Source organism: Vibrio sp. SCSIO 43097 (genome assembly GCF_023650755.1).
Classification (GTDB): domain Bacteria; phylum Pseudomonadota; class Gammaproteobacteria; order Enterobacterales; family Vibrionaceae; genus Vibrio; species Vibrio alginolyticus.
On sequence record NZ_CP071841.1, the window covers coordinates 698,381 to 717,803 of the forward strand.

The 19,423-nt window shown below is 47.1% G+C and carries 18 protein-coding genes; 12 read left to right on the top strand and 6 right to left on the bottom strand.

All coding sequences use genetic code 11. The features are described from left to right. Positions 1–72 precede the first annotated feature (72 nt). A complete protein-coding gene (locus J4N40_RS19515) occupies positions 73–1,566 on the bottom strand; it encodes a CoA-acylating methylmalonate-semialdehyde dehydrogenase (RefSeq protein ID WP_053304725.1) in 1,494 nt (497 codons plus the stop codon). A 70-nt stretch (positions 1,567–1,636) separates the two neighbouring features. Further along, the gene (locus tag J4N40_RS19520) at positions 1,637–2,815 is read right to left on the bottom strand and encodes a thiolase family protein (RefSeq protein WP_033906446.1); all 1,179 of its coding nucleotides are present in this window, start codon (positions 2,813–2,815) and stop codon (positions 1,637–1,639) included. A 209-nt stretch (positions 2,816–3,024) separates the two neighbouring features. Between J4N40_RS19520 and J4N40_RS19525 the strand changes: the two genes are divergently transcribed. From J4N40_RS19525 to J4N40_RS19555, 7 genes are all read left to right on the top strand, one after another. Continuing rightward, the gene (locus J4N40_RS19525) at positions 3,025–3,411 is read left to right on the top strand and encodes a MerR family transcriptional regulator (RefSeq protein WP_005373242.1); all 387 of its coding nucleotides are present in this window, start codon (positions 3,025–3,027) and stop codon (positions 3,409–3,411) included. A gap of 45 nt (positions 3,412–3,456) precedes the next feature. Beyond that, on the top strand, positions 3,457–4,626 hold the full coding sequence (locus J4N40_RS19530) for an isovaleryl-CoA dehydrogenase (RefSeq protein WP_005373245.1): 1,170 nt from the start codon (positions 3,457–3,459) through the stop codon (positions 4,624–4,626). Positions 4,627–4,740: 114 nt separating this feature from the next. Further along, positions 4,741–6,348, top strand: a complete 1,608-nt coding sequence (locus tag J4N40_RS19535; RefSeq protein WP_250654671.1) for a carboxyl transferase domain-containing protein — start codon at positions 4,741–4,743, stop codon at positions 6,346–6,348. A gap of 104 nt (positions 6,349–6,452) precedes the next feature. Further along, positions 6,453–7,235, top strand: coding sequence for an enoyl-CoA hydratase-related protein (locus tag J4N40_RS19540; RefSeq protein WP_213899175.1), 783 nt, complete (start codon positions 6,453–6,455; stop codon positions 7,233–7,235). Then, on the top strand, positions 7,228–9,276 hold the full coding sequence (locus tag J4N40_RS19545) for an acetyl/propionyl/methylcrotonyl-CoA carboxylase subunit alpha (protein WP_250654672.1): 2,049 nt from the start codon (positions 7,228–7,230) through the stop codon (positions 9,274–9,276). Before J4N40_RS19540 ends, J4N40_RS19545 begins: the two co-directional genes overlap by 8 nt. Then, the gene (locus J4N40_RS19550; RefSeq protein WP_213899177.1) at positions 9,257–10,159 is read left to right on the top strand and encodes a hydroxymethylglutaryl-CoA lyase; all 903 of its coding nucleotides are present in this window, start codon (positions 9,257–9,259) and stop codon (positions 10,157–10,159) included. Before J4N40_RS19545 ends, J4N40_RS19550 begins: the two co-directional genes overlap by 20 nt. Before the next feature lie 173 nt (positions 10,160–10,332). Beyond that, the gene (locus J4N40_RS19555) at positions 10,333–10,653 is read left to right on the top strand and encodes a DUF1840 domain-containing protein (protein WP_250654673.1); all 321 of its coding nucleotides are present in this window, start codon (positions 10,333–10,335) and stop codon (positions 10,651–10,653) included. Positions 10,654–10,751: 98 nt separating this feature from the next. On the opposite strand, the gene J4N40_RS19560 is transcribed toward J4N40_RS19555, so the two are convergent. Further along, positions 10,752–11,618: a mechanosensitive ion channel family protein gene (locus J4N40_RS19560; RefSeq protein ID WP_017633679.1), complete on the bottom strand. Its 867-nt coding sequence runs from the start codon at positions 11,616–11,618 to the stop codon at positions 10,752–10,754. 338 nt (positions 11,619–11,956) lie between these two features. On the opposite strand from J4N40_RS19560, the gene J4N40_RS19565 reads away from it, so the two are divergent. Beyond that, positions 11,957–12,505 (top strand): sugar O-acetyltransferase, encoded by a 549-nt coding sequence (locus J4N40_RS19565; RefSeq protein ID WP_250654674.1) that lies wholly within the window; start codon positions 11,957–11,959, stop codon positions 12,503–12,505. A 9-nt stretch (positions 12,506–12,514) separates the two neighbouring features. On the opposite strand, the gene J4N40_RS19570 is transcribed toward J4N40_RS19565, so the two are convergent. After that, the gene (locus J4N40_RS19570) at positions 12,515–13,930 is read right to left on the bottom strand and encodes an aminotransferase-like domain-containing protein (RefSeq protein WP_250654675.1); all 1,416 of its coding nucleotides are present in this window, start codon (positions 13,928–13,930) and stop codon (positions 12,515–12,517) included. Positions 13,931–14,084: 154 nt separating this feature from the next. On the opposite strand from J4N40_RS19570, the gene J4N40_RS19575 reads away from it, so the two are divergent. The 3 genes from J4N40_RS19575 to J4N40_RS19585 are packed head-to-tail and all read left to right on the top strand — an operon-like array spanning position 14,085 to position 16,634. Beyond that, the gene (locus J4N40_RS19575) at positions 14,085–15,449 is read left to right on the top strand and encodes a cytochrome ubiquinol oxidase subunit I (RefSeq protein ID WP_250654676.1); all 1,365 of its coding nucleotides are present in this window, start codon (positions 14,085–14,087) and stop codon (positions 15,447–15,449) included. A gap of 28 nt (positions 15,450–15,477) precedes the next feature. After that, the gene (gene cydB, locus J4N40_RS19580; RefSeq protein WP_213905097.1) at positions 15,478–16,485 is read left to right on the top strand and encodes a cytochrome d ubiquinol oxidase subunit II; all 1,008 of its coding nucleotides are present in this window, start codon (positions 15,478–15,480) and stop codon (positions 16,483–16,485) included. A gap of 20 nt (positions 16,486–16,505) precedes the next feature. After that, complete coding sequence (locus J4N40_RS19585; RefSeq protein ID WP_074190543.1) at positions 16,506–16,634, top strand: DUF2474 domain-containing protein; 129 nt, start codon at positions 16,506–16,508, stop codon at positions 16,632–16,634. A 69-nt stretch (positions 16,635–16,703) separates the two neighbouring features. On the opposite strand, the gene J4N40_RS19590 is transcribed toward J4N40_RS19585, so the two are convergent. After that, positions 16,704–17,459 (bottom strand): PhzF family phenazine biosynthesis protein, encoded by a 756-nt coding sequence (locus tag J4N40_RS19590; protein ID WP_213899180.1) that lies wholly within the window; start codon positions 17,457–17,459, stop codon positions 16,704–16,706. Between the two features lie 178 nt (positions 17,460–17,637). Beyond that, positions 17,638–18,519 carry a LysR family transcriptional regulator gene (locus J4N40_RS19595; RefSeq protein WP_250654677.1) on the bottom strand — a complete coding sequence of 294 codons (882 nt, stop codon included), beginning with the start codon at positions 18,517–18,519 and terminating at the stop codon, positions 17,638–17,640. 97 nt (positions 18,520–18,616) lie between these two features. On the opposite strand from J4N40_RS19595, the gene budA reads away from it, so the two are divergent. Continuing rightward, complete coding sequence (budA, locus tag J4N40_RS19600; protein WP_137282721.1) at positions 18,617–19,402, top strand: acetolactate decarboxylase; 786 nt, start codon at positions 18,617–18,619, stop codon at positions 19,400–19,402. Positions 19,403–19,423 lie beyond the last annotated feature (21 nt).

Sequence of the window (19,423 nt, forward strand, 5' to 3'; positions counted from 1 at the left end):
AATTCGTTGCATTTGTATCCGAGCCCTCTAAAAGGATGAAGGGCTTGGCTAGAGGTGTCGCTAATCCAGTAATTAGCTAAGTTGAATAGTCATGTTTGGACCGCTTGGAATGTCATCTTCAAACCAACGCGCGGTGACAGTTTTCGTCTCGGTGTAGAAGCGAACCGCTTGTTTACCGTAAGCATGCAGGTCGCCGTAGAAGCTGCCTTTCCACCCAGTAAATGAGAAAAATGGCAATGGCACCGGAATCGGCACGTTGATGCCTACGTTACCTACTTCGATATTGTGTTGATACTTTCTCGCGGCAGCGCCGTTCGCCGTAAAAATAGACGTACCATTACCAAAGCGGTTTGCATTGATCAGTTCAATCGCTTCATCTAGGTCATCCACTTCCATAGTTAACAGCACAGGCCCGAAAATTTCTTCCTGATAAATCGACATGTCTGTGGTCACGTTGGTAAACAGTGTTGGCCCCACCCAGTTACCGTTCGGAAAGCCAGGCACTTGGCAGTCTGTCCCGTCCAGAACACAATTCGCGCCTGACGCTTTGCCTTCATTAATCAGATTCACCACTCGCTGCTTCGCTTGAGGGCTAATCAGCGGACCATAACCAGCGGTTTCATCATCCCACGCGCCAGGCTGAACCTGAGCTAACGCCTCTTTAAGCTCTGGAATCCATTCTTTGGTTTCGCCGACAAATACGGCAACCGAAATAGCCATACAGCGTTGGCCTGCAGCACCAACTGACGCGCCAACTAGGTTATTGATGACTTGCTGTTTGTTTGCATCCGGCATGATGACCATGTGGTTCTTAGCACCTGCAAATGACTGCACGCGTTTCAGGTTGTCTGTACCTGTTTTGTAGATGTACTCACCAACGGGCACAGAGCCAACAAAAGAGATCGCACGAACAACTGGATCAGTCAGAATGCGGTCGACTTGCTCTTTGGTCCCGTGAACAACTTGCAATACGCCTTTTGGTGCGCCAGCTTGTTCAAACAGCTCCGCCAGTTTCATTGCCGTTAGTGGCACTTGCTCTGACGGCTTCAAAACAAAGGTGTTGCCACAAGCGATCGCCATCGGGAACATCCACAATGGGATCATCGCAGGGAAGTTAAACGGTGTAATGCCAGCACAAACGCCGAGCGGTTGAATGTAAGAGTAACCATCAATATTGGTCGCGACGTTCTCAACCGTTTCGCCCATCATTGAGCTACAAATGTTTGCAGCTTGCTCTACCACTTCAATTCCGCGCCAAATGTCACCCTTTGCATCCGCGAGGGTTTTGCCTGTCTCACTTGAAAGCAGTATCGCCAACTCATCGTGTTGCTCTTTTAACAGATGTTGGTAGCGCAACATCAATCTAGCACGCTCCGGCGCTGCAACTTCTTTCCAGCGTTTGAACGTTTCTGTTGCGCTGGCAATCGCCGCATTCATTTCCGATTCCGTGGCACAAGGTACTTGTGCAATCACTTCGTTGGTTGCCGGGTTGGTTACATCTAGCCATTGTTTTGAATCGGAGATGGCAAATTCACCACCGATATACTGCTTTACTTGTTCTGTCATGATGACATCCTTGTATTTTTCAGCTTGTTACTGACTACTGTTATGTAAGTGAAACTTTGTTGAGAGTGATTTAGCAGATTTCAATCGCGATAGCGGTAGCTTCGCCGCCGCCAATACAAAGCGATGCAACGCCACGCTTACCACCAGTTTGTTTTAGCGCATGAATCAAAGTGACAAGGATTCGATTGCCACTTGCGCCTATTGGATGCCCCAGCGCACAAGCCCCTCCGCGAGGGTTCACTTTGCTCTCGTTCAGTTCGAGAGCTTTCACCGCGTATTGAGTCACGACAGCAAAAGCTTCATTGATTTCCCAAAGGTCCACGTCTGATTTGTCCCAGCCCGTTTTTTCCAGCAGCGATTCAATCGCGAAGACTGGTGCGATGGTGAACTCATCAGGCTGTCTTGCATGCGTGCTGTACGCGACAATTTTGGCTAGAGGCTGAAGGTTTTCCTGACGACCAAACTCACTATCGACTAAGATCATTGCCGACGCACCATCCGAAATGGAACTAGAGTTTGCTGCGGTTACGCCGCCATCTTTGGCAAACGCAGGGCGTAAGGTAGGAATTTTAGTGACGTCGAGTTTGCTCGGTTGCTCATCATCTACAACCAAGGTTTCGCCGCGTCGACTTTTTACGTTAACGGGCACGATCTCTTCTTTGAACAAACCTTGTTCGATTGCTTGCTGCGCACGAGTAACCGACTGCTGCGCCCAGGCATCCATACTTTCACGGCTGAACTGATACTTTTGCGCCGTCTGTTCTGCAAAGACACCCATCAGCTCGCCTTGGTAGGCATCCTGCAAACCGTCATAAAACATGTGATCAAGCACTTGCTCGTGACCTAAACGGAAACCATCACGCGCTTTCTTTAATAGATAAGGAGAAGACGACATGTTTTCCATGCCACCAGCGATGACAGCATGCGCATTACCAGATTGAATAAGGTCATATGCCAGCATCACGGTTTTCATACCCGATCCACAAACTTTGTTCAGTGTCGTACAACCAATCGATTGTGGCATTTCAGCTTTAAGGCTTGCTTGTCTTGCAGGCGCTTGCCCCACACCGGCGGGTAAAACGCACCCCATCAACACTTCGTCTATTTTGTGCACATCGAGTTGGCTTTCGGCTAGCGCCCCTTGAATGGCTTTCGCACCGAGTTCCGTGACATCTGTTGAAGCTAATGCACCTTGAAAAGAGCCGATAGGCGTTCGCTTAGCGGCAACAATCCATGTTTCATTTTTCATTCCATTAACCTTTTGTTGACGTTTACGTCATAACTATACTAACATTTACGTTAACGTCAAGTTTGAGGTTATTGTTTGTTCGAGTGATTCTTTGATTTCGAGTAAATGCGAGTGATATCAAGGCTCAAGAGTGGATGTTGTTTGTTTACTTTAACGTTAACGAATTGTATATTCATGTAAATGTTATACGAAAGTCGTAAGGTTAAGGAATGAACACATTTAAGATCAGCGAGCTCGCGAAAGAGTTCGACATTACTACTCGAAGCATTCGCTTCTACGAAGATTTAGGTCTCCTAACTCCAGAACGTAAAGGCAACACTCGAATCTACAATGGTCGTGATCGAATTCGACTAAAACTGATTTTGCGAGGTAAGCGATTGGGCTTTTCTCTTGCAGATATCAAAGAGTTATTTGAACTCTACGATACCGATCAAAGTACTGAGCAGTTGAACTATATGATTCGGTTGATCGAAGAGAAGAAGGCAGCATTGCAACAGCAAGCAAACGACATTCAAGCGGTAATGATGGAGTTAAATGCTGCGCAGTTGCGATGCCAAAACACACTGAGATCCATGAAAGGCGAAAAAGTCACCTAACACCTCAACTCTGGGATGTAGGTGACGTAAAGGCAAGGACACGCAATGAAATCTACCTACTCTTCCCTGAACTTTGTTTATGACGAAAATACCGATTTGCTTCGCGAGCAAATCAATAGTTTTGCTGCAAGAGAAATTGCGCCGCTAGCGCAATCTATCGACCAAACTAACGACTTTCCAAACCATCTTTGGTCCAAATTAGGTGACATGGGTCTTTTAGGTGTGACCACCAGCGAAGAGTTTGGTGGTGCAGGCATGGGCTATCTCGCCCACGTTATCGCTATGGAAGAAATCAGCCGAGCATCCGCTTCGGTTGCGTTAAGTTACGGCGCTCACTCCAACCTTTGTGTCAACCAAATCCACCGCAACGGCACACAAGCACAAAAAGAGAAATACCTACCTAAGCTCATCTCCGGTGAACATATCGGCGCCCTTGCTATGAGTGAACCCGGCGCCGGCTCTGATGTGGTCTCTATGCAGCTTAAAGCCGAACGTAAAGGCGATATTTTCCTATTAAATGGCAACAAAATGTGGATCACCAACGGCCCTGATGCACACACCTATGTTGTCTACGCAAAAACAGACCCAAGCCAGCACTCCAAAGGCATCACGGCGTTTATTGTGGAACGCGGATTCCCTGGATTTACTCAAGCACAAAAACTCGACAAGTTGGGCATGCGCGGCTCGAATACGTGTGAGCTGGTCTTCCAAAACTGCGAAGTCCCTGCGGAGAATATTCTCGGCGAAGAAAACCAAGGCGTGAAAGTATTGATGAGCGGCCTCGACTACGAACGTGTGGTGCTTGCAGGCGGCCCACTTGGCATCATGCAGGCGTGTATGGATATCGTTGTGCCTTACATTCACGACCGTAAACAGTTCGGTAAATCCATCGGTGAATTCCAGCTAGTTCAAGCAAAAATCGCCGATATGTACACACAAATGAATGCCGCTAAAGCGTATGTTTACGCCGTCGCTGCCGCTTGTGATCGCGGTGAAACCACACGTAAAGATTCTGCTGGCGCGATCCTCTACAGCGCAGAGCTGGCAACCAAGATGGCACTGGATGCGATTCAACTACTTGGCGGTAACGGCTACATCAACGAGTTTGATACGGGCCGTTTGTTGCGAGATGCCAAGCTGTATGAAATCGGTGCGGGCACTTCAGAAATTCGCCGCATGCTTATTGGTCGCGAATTGTTTAACGAAAGCGCCTAATCAACATACCTAGGCGTTCTGAATCTAAATAAATTCCTTATTCAACCTAAATCTTATTCAACATAGATAAAGGCGGGTGGTGTCACCCGTCTACCGAATGGAGATCGGCTATTTATGGCTTGTTTGACGACCAATATTAATACCCATTCAGAGCAGTATCAGGAAAACTACCGCTCTATGGCGTCGCTCGTGGATCAACTCTATACCGTGACTGCGCAAATCGAAGATGGTGGCGGCGAGAAAGCACGTGAGCATCAGCAGAAGAAAGGCAAACTTCCGGTACGTGAGCGCATTCTTGCCCTCCTCGATCCCGGTTCATCCTTCTTAGAAATTGGCCAGTTCGCGGGTTGGGATGTGTATCCAGATTACGTTCCATGTGCTGGAGTGGTTGCCGGTGTGGGTGTAATTGACGGCACTGAGTGCATGATCGTCGCGAACGACGTGACGGTAAAAGGCGGCAGTTACTACCCACTCACCGTGAAAAAGCACTTAAGAGCACAAGAAATTGCAGAAAAATGCCAACTGCCGTGTGTTTACTTAGTCGACTCTGGCGGCGCTAACCTACCCCGCCAAGATGAGGTATTCCCAGATAAAGACCATTTTGGCCGTATTTTCTACAACCAAGCCCGTATGTCGGCCAAAGGCATTCCACAAATTGCGGTGGTCATGGGGCTATGTACCGCTGGCGGCGCTTATGTTCCTGCGATGTGTGATGTTTCCATCATAGTCAAAGAACAAGGTACGATTTTCTTGGCAGGTCCACCTCTTGTAAAAGCAGCGACAGGTGAAGAAGTCAGCGCGGAAGATCTTGGTGGCGCAGACGTTCACTGTCGCACCTCTGGTGTGGCGGACTATTACGCAGAAAATGATCACCACGCGTTAGAGTTGGCAAGACAAGCGGTTTCACAAATCAACCACTTGAAACCCGTTCAACTCAAGCAAAAAGCACCTCAGGAACCACGTTTTCCTGCCCAAGAGCTGTACGGCATCGTCGGAACCGATCTTAAAAAGCCGTTTGATGTTAAAGAGGTCATTGCCCGAATTGTTGATGATTCCCAGCTCGATGAATTTAAAGCCTTGTTCGGCGAAACCTTGGTCTGTGGCTTTGCCCATATTCACGGTATGCCGATTGGCATTGTCGCTAACAACGGCATTCTATTTTCGGAATCAGCACAAAAAGGCGCGCATTTTATTGAGCTGTGCGCACAACGCAAAATTCCTCTGCTCTTCTTGCAGAACATCACGGGCTTTATGGTCGGTCAGAAGTACGAAGCCGAAGGCATCGCCAAACATGGTGCGAAAATGGTAACTGCTGTTGCGTGTGCAGACGTGCCGAAGTTTACCGTGGTTATTGGTGGATCGTATGGCGCAGGAAACTACGGCATGTGTGGCCGCGCTTATGATCCAACCATGATGTGGATGTGGCCAAACGCGCGCATCTCCGTCATGGGTGGAGAGCAAGCGGCTGGCGTGATGGCGCAAGTGACCCGCGATATCAAAACTCGCAAAGGTGAAAGCTGGAGCGTAGAGGAAGAAGAAGCGTTCAAACGTCCAATTGCGGAGCAATATCAGACTCAAAGCCATGCATACTACGCCAGTGCACGCCTGTGGGACGACGGCATTATTGACCCTGCGAAAACCCGTGATGTTGTCGGCATTGCTCTGTCTGCTGCGCTTAATGCGCCAATACCAGACAGTAAATTTGGCATCTTCCGCATGTAGCCGGATGCAAGGCAAACCTTAACTCCTCGCGAATACCGATGTTTAAAAAGTAATGGTTAGCGAGCATTGAAATACAGACTGAAATGTCAGACAAAGGAAGTCACATGACCGGACTACTGCTTGAAAAAGACAGCAATGGCGTTGCTTGGTTGAGCCTCAATCGACCAGAGAAACACAACGCGTTTAATGATGAATTAATTGCTTCACTTATCGACACCTTGGAAAAACTTGAGAGAGACAACTCTCTACGTGCATTGGTACTAACGGCGCAAGGTAAACACTTTTCTGCGGGTGCGGATCTTGGCTGGATGCAGTCAATGGCCACCAAAACCGAGGGGGAAAATCTGCAAGATGCACAGCAGTTAGCGTTGCTCTTGCACAAACTGGATACCTTTAGCAAACCAACCATTGCTATGGTGCATGGCGCTGCATTTGGCGGCGCACTTGGGCTTATCTGCTGCTGCGATATCGCTATCGGTACACCTGAAAGCCGCTTCTGTTTGAGTGAAGTGAAACTCGGTTTGTTACCCGCGACAATCGGACCCTACGTCATTCGAGCGATTGGACAACGACAAAGCCGACGCTACTTTTTAACCGCGGAACTGATTGATGCCGAAACCGCACTATCGATGAGTATTCTTCATCAGATAGACTCTCAACCACGTGAAGCCGTCAATCGCACCATTGATCACCTGCTCAACAACGGTCCACAAGCCATGCAGGCTGCAAAAGCACTTTGTTTACGCTGTGATAACCAACCTATCGATCATTCATTAATTGAATACACCAGCCAAGCTATTGCAACCGCTCGCGTGTCCAGTGAAGGACAAGAAGGACTAGCTGCATTTTTTGAAAAGCGCGCCGCCAATTGGAGGAATCATGTTTAAAAGAATACTGATCGCAAACCGCGGTGAAATTGCCTGCCGAATCATTAAAACTGCAAAAAGCATGGCTATAGAGACGGTTGCCGTCTATTCCGAAGCGGATCGCAGCAGCTTACATGTTAAACAAGCGGATTTCGCTGAATTCATTGGCCCCGCTCCGGCGAGTGAATCGTATCTCGATATCGATGCGATTATCGGTGCTGCGAAAAAATGGCAAGCCGATGCTATCCACCCTGGGTATGGTTTTCTTTCCGAGAACCCGAAACTGGCGAAAACGTGCAGCGAAAATGGCATCGCCTTTATTGGCCCTTCCACCAGCGCAATTGAGGCAATGGGTTCTAAATCTCAAGCCAAGGCAATCATGTCAGAGGCGAACGTGCCCTTGGTTCCCGGCTATCACGGCACAGACAACAGCGTAGAGCACTTATTAGCGGAAGCTGAAAAAATCGGTTACCCAGTGATGCTTAAAGCAACCCAAGGGGGCGGCGGTAAAGGCATGCGAGTGGTCAATAGCGCAGCCGAAATGCCTCTGGCCATCGACGGTGCGCAGCGTGAAGCACTTTCAAGCTTTGGCGATAAGCAGCTTCTAATCGAAAAATGTATATTGCAGCCTCGCCACGTTGAAGTTCAGGTATTTGCTGACCAACATGGCAACTGTGTCTATCTTTCTGATCGCGATTGCTCCATTCAACGCCGTCACCAAAAAGTAGTCGAAGAAGCACCAGCTCCCGGTCTTAGTGATGAACTGCGTAAACAAATGGGTGAAGCTGCGGTTCAGGCCGCTCAAGCGATCGACTATGTTGGCGCGGGCACGGTAGAGTTTTTACTCGATAGCCGAGGTCAATTCTACTTCATGGAGATGAATACCCGTCTGCAAGTTGAACACCCTGTCACTGAATTGATCACCGGCGTTGATTTGGTGGAGTGGCAATTAAAAGTCGCAGCTGGCGAGCATTTACCTATTTCGCAATCTGAAATCACCCACAACGGTCATTCAATTGAGCTGCGAATTTACGCAGAAGATACAGACAATGACTTTATGCCGTCGACTGGCCGCATTGATTACTTAAAAGAACCCGTATCAGACAGTAGTGTGCGCCTAGCGTGCGTACGCGTTGATAGTGGTGTTACCCAAGGCGATAGCATCAGCGAATATTACGATCCAATGATCAGCAAACTGATCGTCTGGGGGCAAACTCGTGATATCGCTCTAAAGCAGATTAAGCAGGCGTTAACTCAATATCACGTACGTGGAGTAACGACAAACATTGGTTATCTGCACAGTATTATTTCGCAGCCAGCCTTTGCCGAGATTGAGCTCGATACAGGTTTCATCGTAACACATCAACAAGGCATAAATGAGCAGCAAGACGTGTCGGATTCAATCTGGCTTACATTGGCGGCGGTTGCTCGCTGGAATGATCTCATTTCAAAATCAGACAGCTCAACGTTACCCGCGCCAACCAGACGAGGTTTTAGACTGTCAGTTGACAACGTTTACCGATTTAACTTCACGGATGCCAATGCCAACCATCAGGTACGTTTGCAACAATCATCGCAAGATACAGGATCTCACTTCACTGTCCGATGTGGTGAGGAGCTGCATCAGGTCATCCTGCTTGAAAGTGACAACCAGTTTATCGTCGATATTGATAATGTGCGTTACACCTTTAATGCACTTAGCAACGAACAAAAGACAACACTATTTTATCTTGGTCAGCAGCGCACGTTCGCTCATCAACCTAACTTTGACTCTGCAAAAGATGTAGATGATGAACTAAGTCCAACCGCACCACTCAACGGCATAATTTCAGCAGTTATGGTGGCTAAAGGTGACGAAGTGGCGGCGGGCGATCCGCTTTTGGTACTCGAAGCAATGAAAATGGAATACACCATCACGGCTCCGGTAGCAGCAAAAGTCGACGAATTGTTTTATCAGCACGGGGACCAAGTACAGCACGGTTCCATCCTGCTGAATTTGTCTTTGATATCGGATAACGTCAGTGAAGATAAGGAGCGCGAATATGCTACCAGCGAAGGTTAATATCGTCGAAGTCGGCGCTCGTGATGGTCTGCAAAATGAAACGGCAGTGACGCTGGTTGATAAAATCCGTTTGATTAACCAACTAAGCAGCAGTGGCTTAAAGCATATTGAGGCTGGATCTTTCGTCTCTCCAAGGTGGGTGCCTCAAATGGCCGATTCCGATCAGGTGTTTGCTAGTATCTCAAAAAAGCCTGAAGTGGTTTATAGCGCGCTCACACCAAATCTCGCAGGGTTAGAACGTGCGCTGGAAAGCGGTGTAAAGCGAATTGCGGTGTTTGGCTCCGCTTCAGAAACGTTCAGCCAGAAGAACATCAACTGCAGCATTACCGAAAGTCTCGCTCGATTTGAACCCGTTATCGAATTGGCGAACCAGCACAACATTCCTGTACGCGGGTACTTGTCTTGTACCATGGTGTGTCCATATGAGGGAGTAATCAAGCCAGAGCAAACTACCAAGGTCGCCAATACGTTGTTTGATATGGGATGTTATGAGATTTCGCTCGGTGATACTGTCGGTAAAGCAACGCCTAATCGCGTTATCGCCATGCTGGATTCGTTGTTAACGCTACTGCCAAAAGACGCGCTCGCAGTACATTTTCATGACACTTATGGACAAGCATTAGCCAATATCTACCAAGCCTTGTTAATGGGCATCAACACCATTGATAGCGCAGTAGCGGGGCTCGGCGGCTGCCCTTACGCGAAAGGAGCCAGTGGCAATGTTGCAACGGAAGATGTACTTTATCTGTGTGAGCAACTTGGGATTGAAACAGGCGTTGACCTTGGCGTCATCAATGAAGCGGGTTGGCAAATTTGCCGTGCGTTAGGAAAGTCTCCTGCTTCTAGGGTCGCATTAGCTCTGGGCGATCCGTATAGCTTGTAAATCATCAACAACCAATCAGGTAATGTATTTCAACGGGCATGCAGACGTACGTGCCCGTTTTTTGTTGTTACTCATAAAAACCTTAACGCTCAACGGTCTTCATCACATTAATTAGTATCTGATTTCAGCTACAATTTAGTTTCAAACCGAACATATAAAACAGGATCAGGTAAATGCTCATAACATTTCGTTGTCGAAGCCACTCAAACGTCACAATGTTTGGTGATATTGCATTAGATATGCTCAAAATGATGGGTCACAGCGGCACGGTGCCGGGATCAATTTCCGCTCAAGATGTTCCTGACGCGCTATCAAGATTAACTTCTGCTCTATCTGCGAAAAATGCAGCTGAAGAAAACCTCCCTACTGATGTAAACGAAGAGGAAGAACAAGCAGAGCCCGCGGTAAGCCTAGGACGCAGAGCGTTTCCACTGATTGAGTTGCTAAAATCAGCAATCAAAGAAGAATGCGAAGTCATGTGGGACAACCAATAACGCCTTCAAACTTGTTTCTAGCGAGGTGAATCCGTGTTGTGACCGCCTCGCTATGGTTACTCGACACCAAGATAAGAACACCAATACCGCTTATCGCCCTATCCGTTTCTCTCCCTAGACAACTTGATTTCCCCATCAATGTGCACATCTCGTTGTGGAAACGCGATTTCAATGCCGTGCTTTTCGAAAGCTTCGTAGATTTCAAAACGCATGGCACTTGCGACCGAGCGAATACCGCCCTCAACCGTTGAGTTAATCCAAAAATAAGATTCGAAGATCAAAGCATTGTCACCAAAGTCTTGAAAAAACACATCTGGCGCTGGCGAACTCAGAACTTGCGCTTGCTGCGAAGTCACTTCCGCCATTAAGGCAGCAACCTGTTTGACATCGCTCCCATACGCGACACCGACAACGACCGAGCCACGAACTAATCTGTCGCATAACGTCCAATTGATCACAACGTTCTCAATCAACTGACTGTTGGGTATGAGCATATGAACACCATCGGTTCGTCTGATTCTCGTTGAACGTGTATTTATTTGCTCGACAGTGCCTTTGGCGCCCTCAACCTCTAAAAAATCCCCAATTCGGATTGGCTTTTCACCAATCAAAATCCAGCCACTTATGAAGTTGTTAATGATGTTTTGCGCACCAAAACCGAAGCCGATAGCGATGGCACCAGACAGAAAGGCGAACGCGGTAATTGGCACATTGATCATCGAAAGTGTGGTCATAAAAATAATGGCGAGAGCGATGACAAATAATATCCGTTTAACCAAATGAATGACGTTTGGATCTTTCCCCGATGAGGACATTCTTGACGTAACGGTTTTGATTAAAATTTTGGACAACCATAAAGCGACAATCACCCATGTCGGCACCATCAATATCGCCCACAACGTGATAGGTTGTTCGTTAAAGGTAAACAGTGTTGTTTCTAAAAATGAAATGACCCGTTCGAACATAAAGTGCTCACTCTTGATTCATCGTTGCCAGCAAGCCAGAGCGCATAAGTCTTAAATTTTTAGGTCAATCGATAGCGCAAGCGGCTCAATTAAGTTCTTCTTATTAACTATATTGTAATCTACGCAAAACGCTTCGAGTGGTTTCCCGCTTTGGCTTCAACACGATTAAGCCATTTAAGGAGCACGTATTTGTGTACTCAACGAGCCAATCAACCGACTAAACACGCAAGGCAAATCAGTGATAACTTTCTGATTTTTAAGCATCAAATTTTCACTTCGAATCTCCTTCACTTATCATTATGCACCTTATTGCAAATAATATTGATGGAATGATTGTTATGTCAGAACTGACTCGGATGCGCTCTGGAGAAACCTATAATTGTCTGGATGAAGAACTAAAGCTCATGCGCGCCAAAACCGCGCAGCTTGTCTTCCAATTTAACCACGAGCCAAACCCAGATATCCGTAGACAACTATTGGCGGAAATGGGCGTCCAATTAGAAAACAGCGCCTGTATAGAGCCACCGCTTCAACTTACCTACGGTTGCCACTTGTCCATCGGGGAAAACACCTACATCAACTGGGATGCCATTATTCTGGACAATGGACAAGTTGAGATTGGCGCGAACGTCATGATTGGGCCTAGAGTGCAAATTTACACAGCCGCTCATTCACTCGATACACAAAGACGCTTAGCCGGAGATGAGATCGCCAAACCGGTAAAAATCGGCAATAACGTTTGGATTGGTGGGGGCGCTATCATACTGCCAGGCGTGACCATTGGCGACCAGGCCATCGTTGGCGCTGGCTCTGTCGTAACCAAAGACGTTGTGCCGGGCGATCGAGTTGTCGGAAATCCGGCGCGCTCCATTAAACCAAAAAACTGAAGAAAGTCGCTATTTCGCCAAATGGTCGCGAATAATATTGGCAAGCAGAATGAGAGCATGAACGTATTTGTCATTGAGCTCAAAAGAAGCGTTAAGACGAATACAGTGATCGTATTGTTCTGTCAGGCTGAACATCTTTCCCGGTGCGATGCTGATATTACCTTTTAGTGCTTCTCGATATATTGGCAAGGCATCAATATGCTTGGGGAGCTCTAACCAAATAAAGTACCCGCCGCTTTGGCTTAACACGTTGACTGCTTCAGGTAACAGCTCACTGAGCAGACCCGTCATCTTACTTTTGCGTTCAAACAGCTTTTTCCGTAACTGCTTCAAATGCAATTCATAATTGCGGCTTGTTAAATAATGCACCAATGTCATTTGCACTGGTGCACTCGTCGCTAATGTACTCATTAGCTGTAACTTTTGTACCTCTAGCGCCCGCTTTCCCGCCGCAACCCAACCAATACGTAGCCCTGCGATTAACGATTTTGAAAACGACGAGCACAACATGGTATTGCCCGTGTCATCAAACATTCTTAGTGGGTAAACCGAGTCATTCTCGGCATGCAGTTCGCTGTACACATCATCTTCAATCACTGGCACGTTATATCGCTGTGTCAGCTCAATCAGCTTTTGTTTTTTCTCGTTGGTGAGCGTAAAACCCAGAGGATTTTGGAAGTTCGACATCAGCCAACATGCTCTCACATCGTGTGTTTGCAGCGCTCGTTCCAATGAGTCTAGGTCAATGCCCGTGACTGGGTCTGTTCTTACTGAGAGCGCTTTCAAACCTAACCGCTCTAAGGATTGCAATGCACCATAAAATGCAGGCGACTCCACAACCACCCAATCTCCCGGTCTTGTACAAGCTTGCAAACTGAGCGTTAACGCCTCCAGCGCGCCTGCCGTAATGACAATTTCATCGGGTGAAATTTCAATGCCTTTCGCAGCATAACGCTTCGCGATGATGGTGCGTAATTGTTCGTTTCCCGGCGGTAAGTTATCAAAGGTGGTGGAAATCGGCATATTGCGAGCGGCTGCGCTCATCGCCCGATTCACGTGATAGCGTGGGTACAAACTTGGGTCTGGATAGGCAAAGCCAAAATTGATCATGGATGGATTTTTACTCGCCTGCAGAACATCAAAGATAAACTCATTGATGTCTACCTGCTCTGTCCACGAAACCGCGGCTGGCGCTTGGGGTTCATTTGAACTCTTAATATTGGGAGCGACTCGATAACCAGAGCGCGGCTGTGACGTTACCCAGCCTTGAGATTCCAGAATTTGATAGGCATGCAACACCGTCATCAAGCTTAAACCCGAGTGTTCAGATTGGCGACGCAGAGAAGGCAGCTTGTCACCCGGATGCCATATCCCCGATTTTATCTGCCTTTTAAGCTGTTCCACTAACTCTTGATACTTCGCCAAACGCAAATCCCCCTCCATAAAGCTGAATTCAAAATAATAACACTTCAATATTTAATCTGTTATAGGTTTATAGTCACTGTCTGTACCTACTTCCCTCATTCCGCTCCTTTTAAAATAGCTCTCTCATAAAACTTAAAAGATCAAAGGAAGTTTAATGTTTGGCCTCGACGCATTTATGCTTGCACGGATACAGTTCGCCTTCACGGTATCCTTTCATATTATTTTCCCCGCTATCACCATAGGTTTGGCCACCTATCTCGCCGTGCTGGAAGGCTTATGGCTAAAAACACGTAATCCCGATTACCAAAAGCTCTATCACTTCTGGTCGAAAATTTTTGCGGTTAACTTTGGGATGGGCGTTGTATCTGGCCTTGTCATGGCCTATCAATTCGGCACCAACTGGAGTGGTTTCTCCGACTTCGCTGGTTCTATCACTGGCCCATTACTGACTTATGAAGTGTTAACGGCTTTCTTTCTCGAAGCCGGATTTCTTGGCGTGATGCTGTTTGGTTGGCGTCGCGTCGGCGAAAAGCTGCACTTTTTTGCAACCTCGATGGTGGCGTTAGGCACGATCATTTCGACCTTCTGGATTCTCGCCTCCAACAGTTGGATGCAAATGCCACAAGGCTATGAAATTGTCGACGGACGTGTGGTGCCAACCGACTGGTTTGCTATCGTTTTCAATCCTTCATTTCCTTATCGTTTGGCTCACATGAGCGTTGCAGCTTTTGTCAGTTCAGCACTCTTTGTAGGCGCGTCAGCCGCTTGGCATTTATTGAGAGGCAATCAATCGACTGCGGTAAAAACCATGTTTTCGATGTCGCTCGGGATCTTAGTGTTCCTTGCGCCACTCCAAGCCGTGATTGGCGATGTGCATGGGCTAAACACTCTGGAACACCAGCCCGCCAAAATCGCTGCCATCGAAGGACATTGGGATAACAGTGATGGCAAACCAACCCCATTGATTTTGTTCGGCATGCCAAACATGGAACAAGAACGCACAGACTATGCCTTAGAAATTCCTGTTCTAGGAAGTTTGATCCTACGCCACAGTTTAACTGAGCCAATCCCGGCGCTGAAAGACTTCCCGAAAGAGGAACGACCGAACTCACCTATCGTCTTTTGGTCATTTCGAATCATGGTCGGGCTAGGACTTCTGATGATTTTTCAAAGCTTCTACAGCATGTGGTTACGAAAAAAGAACACGCTTTATACCTCGCGTTGGTTCCTCAAATTTTCATTATTTATGGGGCCATCTGGCCTTATCGCAATACTCGCTGGCTGGTTTACGACAGAGGTTGGTCGACAACCTTGGGTCGTGTATGGCGTACAAAAAACGCGTGATGCGGTTTCTGCACACGGAGACCTACAAATGAGCATCAGCCTGCTGTGTTTCCTTGTTGTGTACAGCTTGGTGTTTGGTTTTGGGTATTACTACATGATCCACCAAATCAAGAAAGGCCCCGATGCAATCGAGCACGATGAGCACGACATGACGACCGTTTCAGGCCGCATCTAGAATTTGTCACAAAGTTAAGGTAGAGAATATGCATTTTGATTTATCCGTGATTTGGTTCGCGATCATCGTTTTTGCCACTTTGATGTACATCATCATGGACGGCTTCGATTTGGGTATTGGAATACTGATGCCCTTCATCAAGGATGAAAAACAAAAAGACGTCATGGTCAACAGTGTCGCGCCAGTTTGGGACGGTAACGAAACTTGGATTGTGCTTGGAGGCGCATCTCTATTTGGCGCTTTTCCGATGGCTTACGCGGTGATTATTGAAGCGCTAACCATCCCTTTAACGTTGATGTTGATTGCTTTGATCTTTCGTGGAGTCGCATTTGAGTTTCGCTTTAAAGCATTGGAAAGCCACTTAAAGTTCTGGGATCGCTCTTTTATGGTCGGATCGATTTTAACCACGTTTTTCCAAGGCATCGTTGTTGGCGCGGTAATTCAAGGCTTTGCGGTGGAAAACCGCGTCTTCGTAGGTAGCCAACTAGACTGGCTTACCCCTTTTCCCATCTTTTGCGGTTTGGGTTTAGTCGCAACGTACGCGCTGCTCGGTAGCACATGGCTCATCATGAAGACGGAAGGTGCACTGCAAAACACGATGTACCGCTTCACTAATAAAACACTACTGGCGATGATCTCCGCATTAGTCATTGTGAGCGCTTGGACTCCACTTGCTTACCCTACCATTGCGGAAAGATGGTTTTCTCTGCCGAATTTGTTCTACTTACTGCCCGTACCAGTCATTACTGGACTGGTATGTTTGAAGATTGCTGACTCCGTTAAAAAGCGTAAAGAGCGCAGCCCTTTCGTGATGGCGCTAGTGATCGTGATTCTCGGGTTCGCAGGGCTTGGCATCAGTATCTGGCCAAATATCATTCCTCCTAGCATATCAATATGGGAAGCAGCGGCTCCTGCAAGCAGTCAGCGCTTTATGCTCGTTGGAGCAGTGATCATCATCCCGATCATTCTGGCTTACACCTTTTGGAGTTACTACGTCTTCTCCGGAAAAGTAAAAGAAGGCGAAGCGTACCATTAACGAGTTGATAAGGAGTGAGTATGAAAATCAAAAATTGGTGCCGCCAATGGGCTTGGATGATTGGAATATGGGTCGTTAGCGTCGCTGCATTAGGGTTAGTGTCTATGTTATTTCGCGTCATGATGACCGCTGCAGGGTTAAAATCTTAGCTCGGCACTTTTAAGTCAATAAAAAATGGATGCCTCTAGATCTTGTGTAAGAGCTAGAGGCGTTTACATTCAAGTCCGACTTTTCACGTGTGCAGACAATACGATCGTAGATTCTAAACCGCGAGCCACTTCAAAATAACCACCAGCACGAGATAGCTGACGAGCCGTCAATTTTTCTTTGCCTAGCTTTTCAAACCAATAAGGCGCCAATGAGCACTGAGCCGAACCTGTGGCAAGATCTTCTGAAATACCGATTTTAGGTGCAAAGTAACGCAGCACATAGCTACTATCAGAACTTTGAGCCGTCACGATGACCGCATGAAACTCATCAATTTTAATCAGCTCATCAAAGTTAGGTTGATAGCGAACAACATCATCCTCTGATTCAAGAACAACAACCAAATCACGCGTTGTAAAAGCATCTACTGGGCGATTGGAAAAGCCTGAAATACCCAAGGGGATGGCATGAGGCTTGGCTTGCCAACTTGGCATCACGATCCTGTACATTCCATCAAGTTCAGTAACGGTAATATGGCCATACTGGCTTTTTAGAATGACCTCATTCTGATGATAGTTGGAAATGATTGCAGTGCCTGCGCCCAAACTTCCGTGTCCGCATAGGTTTATCTCTCCTTCTAGGCTAAACCAGCGAATGTGGTAGTCACTGCCAGACTGAACCATAAATGATGTAACAGGTTGAGCGACCTGGTGAGTGATTTGAAGTAACTCAGAATCACTCAGCCAGTGATTTAGTTCGACAACGCCACAAGGGTTACCTTGAGCCAACTCATCACAAAATACATCAAATGTTTGCGCTTTAATCATCCATCATCCTTGCGGTTTAACCATGCATTAAATCAAGTTCCTCGTCATTATCATCTCGATAAAAACGAGAGTTCAGCTATCAAGTCAACTTGATGTAGGTAATATATACGACAACAGAGTCGCAATTTTCAGTAAGTTTTGTTCGTTGGGTACAATCGACAGGCTATATGACAAAGCTTTAAGCCTCTACATGACCGATGTGCATGGCTACTTTTAACGCTTGTTTATTGAGATTAGATGCCTCCCAAGCAACAACAACACGACTAGTGAGAGGGATATCATCAATCTCGGCGACTGTCGCGGAATCATCGAGATGTTCAGCCAGTGAGCGCGGTACGAGAGCGATACCTAACCCGGCCTGCGCCATGGCAATCGTCGTACGAAGTTGCGGTGCTGCGAACTGTGGTTCGAGCCTTACTCCTGCGTCGGCAAAAAGTGTGCTCATGCCATCAAACAATGCGGGGCCCGTCTCTCGTGGAAACAGTAAAATTTTATGGCCTCTCAACTGTTTCATCTGGATACAGGGATATTTTGCCAGTTCGTGCCCCGCCGGAATCACTGCGACAAACGTGTCGTTAAACAACACCTTGTGTTCAAAAGGCTCACTGGCGTAGCAGGGTAGCCGCATGATTGCGAGATCAAGTTGTTTGCTTTTTAACTGAGCGGCAAGCTCTGGCATTGACAGTTCCGCCGTCTGTAAATGAACCCCATTCTCTTGAATACGCCCAATCCTCTCCAATACCTTAATGCAGGTTGATGTTGACGTCGCGAACCCAATTTTAACCTGCGTATTTTCACCACGGGCAATCTGTCGGGCTTTTGCTTTAGCGCGTTCCACATCAGCAAGAATATTTACCGCATCCAAATAAAAGACTTGCCCTGCATGGGTCAGTTCTACTCCTCTAGACAAGCGCTTAAATAAGTCCACGCCAAGCTCGTGCTCTAGCTTTTTGATTTGTTGACTCAAAGGAGGTTGCGCAATCCCTAACTGTTCAGCTGCTCGGGTAAAGTGACGAATCTCGGCGACCGCGACAAAATACTTCAGGTAGCGAAATTCCATATATTTTCCATATCAAAATAAATCTTTTTTATATTGGATTTAGCACCGTGTAGAAGTCAATCTAAATATACTCTTCATTGCATAACTGGTCTTACTCATGCGTGGATTTTATAACCCTCTATGCGCTTGTTCGCTTGAAGTAGCGAAAGAATTTTCTGAATACCATCATGTTACCGGAGATGGTGAGATTTATCAGACTTCGTTAATGAGTGCTTTGATCGCTGGTGTTTACGAAGGCTCGACAACCATAGAAGAACTGCTGAAACATGGGGATTTTGGTTTAGGTACGTTCAATGAATTGGATGGTGAGTTGATTGCGTTTGATAAGGAAGTTTTTCAACTCAAGTCGGATGGCTCCGCAAACCCGGCAGACCTGGCGCAAAAAACGCCCTTTGCTGTCATGACTTTTTTTAAGCCTGATATCGAGCTGCCACTGACATCGCGCATGTCACGTCATGAAGTCCATAGCCTCATAGACGACCTGGTTCCAAGCGATAACCTATTTTGCGCAGTGCGCATTGATGGTGTTTTCGATTCAGTTCGTACTCGTACCGTACCTAAACAAACACGCCCTTATCGACCAATGCTTGAAGTGGTCAAAGAACAACCAACATTCCGCTTCACGCATAAGCAAGGCGTGGTCGCCGGCTTTCGCAGTCCTAAATATACGACTGGCATCAATGTACCCGGCTATCACGAACATTTTATTACCGATGACCGCCAAGGAGGTGGTCATATCCAGGATTACAGCATTTCGTCAGGATTTCTCCAGATTGGCAAAGTCTCACGGCTAGTGATTGATACCCCAGTATCGACAGACTTTCTCAGCGCCAATTTGGCTCCGGAAGATATAAATACCGCCATAGAAAAGGCGGAAAAGTAACAAAGTCAGGCAAATAATAAG

Excerpts from the sequence above, each read along its gene's own strand:
- J4N40_RS19530 (WP_005373245.1), top strand. The coding sequence starts at position 3,457 with ATGAAATCTACCTACTCTTCCCTGAACTTTGTTTATGACGAAAATACC.
- J4N40_RS19540 (WP_213899175.1), top strand. The coding sequence starts at position 6,453 with ATGACCGGACTACTGCTTGAAAAAGACAGCAATGGCGTTGCTTGGTTG.
- J4N40_RS19520 (WP_033906446.1), bottom strand. The coding sequence starts at position 2,815 with ATGAAAAATGAAACATGGATTGTTGCCGCTAAGCGAACGCCTATCGGC.
- J4N40_RS19550 (WP_213899177.1), top strand. The coding sequence starts at position 9,257 with ATGCTACCAGCGAAGGTTAATATCGTCGAAGTCGGCGCTCGTGATGGT.
- J4N40_RS19535 (WP_250654671.1), top strand. The coding sequence starts at position 4,741 with ATGGCTTGTTTGACGACCAATATTAATACCCATTCAGAGCAGTATCAG.
- J4N40_RS19525 (WP_005373242.1), top strand. The coding sequence starts at position 3,025 with ATGAACACATTTAAGATCAGCGAGCTCGCGAAAGAGTTCGACATTACT.
- J4N40_RS19545 (WP_250654672.1), top strand. The coding sequence starts at position 7,228 with ATGTTTAAAAGAATACTGATCGCAAACCGCGGTGAAATTGCCTGCCGA.
- J4N40_RS19585 (WP_074190543.1), top strand. The coding sequence starts at position 16,506 with ATGAAAATCAAAAATTGGTGCCGCCAATGGGCTTGGATGATTGGAATA.
- J4N40_RS19555 (WP_250654673.1), top strand. The coding sequence starts at position 10,333 with ATGCTCATAACATTTCGTTGTCGAAGCCACTCAAACGTCACAATGTTT.
- J4N40_RS19515 (WP_053304725.1), bottom strand. The coding sequence starts at position 1,566 with ATGACAGAACAAGTAAAGCAGTATATCGGTGGTGAATTTGCCATCTCC.
- J4N40_RS19560 (WP_017633679.1), bottom strand. The coding sequence starts at position 11,618 with ATGTTCGAACGGGTCATTTCATTTTTAGAAACAACACTGTTTACCTTT.
- J4N40_RS19565 (WP_250654674.1), top strand. The coding sequence starts at position 11,957 with ATGTCAGAACTGACTCGGATGCGCTCTGGAGAAACCTATAATTGTCTG.
- J4N40_RS19595 (WP_250654677.1), bottom strand. The coding sequence starts at position 18,519 with ATGGAATTTCGCTACCTGAAGTATTTTGTCGCGGTCGCCGAGATTCGT.
- J4N40_RS19575 (WP_250654676.1), top strand. The coding sequence starts at position 14,085 with ATGTTTGGCCTCGACGCATTTATGCTTGCACGGATACAGTTCGCCTTC.
- J4N40_RS19590 (WP_213899180.1), bottom strand. The coding sequence starts at position 17,459 with ATGATTAAAGCGCAAACATTTGATGTATTTTGTGATGAGTTGGCTCAA.
- budA (WP_137282721.1), top strand. The coding sequence starts at position 18,617 with ATGCGTGGATTTTATAACCCTCTATGCGCTTGTTCGCTTGAAGTAGCG.
- cydB (WP_213905097.1), top strand. The coding sequence starts at position 15,478 with ATGCATTTTGATTTATCCGTGATTTGGTTCGCGATCATCGTTTTTGCC.